At 39.8% G+C, this 2,396-nt stretch carries 3 protein-coding genes; 1 reads left to right on the top strand and 2 read right to left on the bottom strand.

What is annotated here, in order from left to right; all coding sequences use genetic code 11:
- On the top strand, positions 1–192 hold a 192-nt coding region (locus NZM04_00300; protein ID MCS7062484.1), incomplete at its 5' end, for a hypothetical protein.
- 1,354 nt (positions 193–1,546) lie between these two features.
- Here NZM04_00300 and NZM04_00295 read toward each other — a convergent pair.
- Both NZM04_00295 and NZM04_00290 read right to left on the bottom strand, forming a co-directional pair.
- Positions 1,547–2,164: an RHS repeat-associated core domain-containing protein gene (locus tag NZM04_00295; GenBank protein MCS7062483.1), complete on the bottom strand. Its 618-nt coding sequence runs from the start codon at positions 2,162–2,164 to the stop codon at positions 1,547–1,549.
- Positions 2,142–2,396 (bottom strand): hypothetical protein (locus NZM04_00290; GenBank protein ID MCS7062482.1); only part of this gene is annotated, 255 nt, incomplete at its 5' end. The genes NZM04_00295 and NZM04_00290, both read right to left, overlap by 23 nt.

The raw sequence follows: 2,396 nt of genomic DNA, 5'->3' as shown, positions 1-2,396 counted from the left end.
CAGATAGCAGGTGTGTGTAATGCAGTTGCCTACCAGGTCGTATGTCCAGCTTTGGGTTTTGCTCGCGTTCGCGTTGTTAACCGTTCCGCATTGCACTTGGGTAACTTGCCCGATGTCGTCGTAGGTGTAAAGATCTTTTTTGGTGAAAATGTTATCAGCGGTTTGGATGATTATAGACGTATAGATGGGTGATCAAGTGATCCCGGCAACGGGATGGCTGGCTTCCGTGCCGGCTCTGATTTTTCTACGATATTTGGGACAAGCGGAGCTTATCCCTCCCGAAAATAACCACGTGAACCAACCCCATGATTTATATATGTGGCGTTAGTTTCAACACATCTTCATTTCATTCAACTACTTCTCTACTACGTCCCCTTTTATTGTTCATCAGTTATTTCCATTCATAATCATACATAACTTCACCCCATTTGTTAATCGTTATTTAAAAAATATTAATTTGAGATAGGGTCATAGTAGTTGATTATAAGAGAAGAAATGAACACCAAGAAGGTGAAATAAAATTAGCGAGAGTGCGTTAATTAATTTTTATGGAAATCATTTCTCTACCATGCCCCTTTTATTTCCTTTATTTTTACTCTTTTCCATTTCCACCATAGCTAACCCATACTATTGATGATAAGATAAAAAATAATTCCAAGTAAGAGCGGCAAAAATGTTAAAAATAGAATAAATAATAGATCCTTAGGCATAAATCTCCCATGGACAAGGAACATCTATCCAAACAAATATACGAAATCTATCCATATATAGTTCCGCCACCATCATTAAATCACATTTATAACATTCAGGACAGCTATCATTTTGCAAAACACAAACATAAAAATTGAAAAGGGTCATAAATCTTGTGCATAAATATGAACAATATTCCTTCAGCTTTCAGCCCCTCCGAATCCGTATAATTCACCGCATTATTCCCCACATATCTATACCAATTCACATCCCCAGCCTCAAAGCTGATCGAATCAGATCGCGAGAAAAGAGTCGAGGCGCCGAAACTTAGATTCTTCGATTTACTTAGGGCTATATATAAAAAGCTCTGCACCCCTACTATTCTGCATACTTATATCCTTTTGTAAAGGTTTATTTTAATACACTACCACCATCCCTTTGCTTAATCAAAAGAATAAATGTAAGCCTCATGGTAGCTCTTTAACGACAAGAGCAGATAACAATATTACTTTCTTTAATCGACATCGACCACCAAACTTGTCTTTTCTGCATAATATTGATAGTTACAACGCTCCTTTATTTCATTCAATTATTTGTTCAATACAAATACATGCGTCTCGATAATTAGCGCTAGGATAGGTCTTTTACTAAGAGAATCAGGGATCCCAATTTAATATACCACACCAGCGTCCTGCTGTATATATAAGAAGTAAGACTAATATAAAGCTAATTCTTTGACCCTTAGTATATTTAGATTGCTTTAACCTATATTTGTCAAAAAATAGAACTGATATTATGTGACATACGGCGATAAATATTGTTATATAATCCTCAAAAACTAACATATCTGATAAAATTATTCACAACAATCCGGTGCTTTTGTAGATTTCTTGCTTGCGCATTTAATCTTACAATTTTGAAAATCTGAAGCTAATGATACCGATTCAGCTAAATACACTGCAGATGCTGTAGCACCACATGCCGCTATAACCCATGGAAAGCCGAATGATGGGCATGACATTAAATCAGATACCAAAGCACCTTTTAGCAAAGCCCATCCGACACCGAAGGCTATTCCACAACATGCCTCACAAGGTTCTTTACATTTGATGTTGTGGCAAGCATTTAATCCTTGTTTAGCTGCGTAATAGGCCGCATGAACAAATATTCCCCACAACCCCTCCGGATCCGTATAATTCACCGCATTATTCCCCACATATCTATACCAATTCACATCCCCGGCATCGAAGCCGATAGGATCCGGCTGCAGGAAGCGGCCGTGGACTGTGCTATAGATGCGGTTTCTATAATCATATAAACCCGCTCCAAGCCCACCCCACGTATTCACCAACATCTCTCGCCCTGTATACCCTACCCTCAGCCTTGTCGCACTGTAATACGGCTGACCGCTCGGCGTAAAATATCTCGCCCGCCTTTGTGCGTCGCATTGTTTATGTAACGCATCTTCTCTCATTGGTTTCGTGATGTAGATTATGGAGCTTGTCGTTTTTTTGCACGTGATTTTTTGATAGTTCCTCGTTTCGGCTCTCTTGGGAGGCTATCTGGTGTAAACGGGCGCTTTTGTGGATAGAAAGTTTGGCGATCAGGACATGTGAGAGGATCGGATGAGGGGAAGGAGGTTGGCGTTTGGGGGAGGCTGGGGCAATCTTTTCCTTATGCTTTCGGTGCTTGATATGCGAGCGGAG

This window comes from Candidatus Methylacidiphilales bacterium, assembly GCA_025056655.1.
Classification (GTDB): Bacteria; Verrucomicrobiota; Verrucomicrobiia; order Methylacidiphilales; family JANWVL01; genus JANWVL01.
Note: the sequence above shows the minus strand (reverse complement) of the source record. Positions and strands in the feature narration are given on the sequence as shown.

What these genes read in the sequence shown, in the direction of transcription:
- NZM04_00295 (MCS7062483.1), bottom strand. Translation starts at nt 2,164, where the DNA reads ATGAGAGAAGATGCGTTACATAAACAATGCGACGCACAAAGGCGGGCG.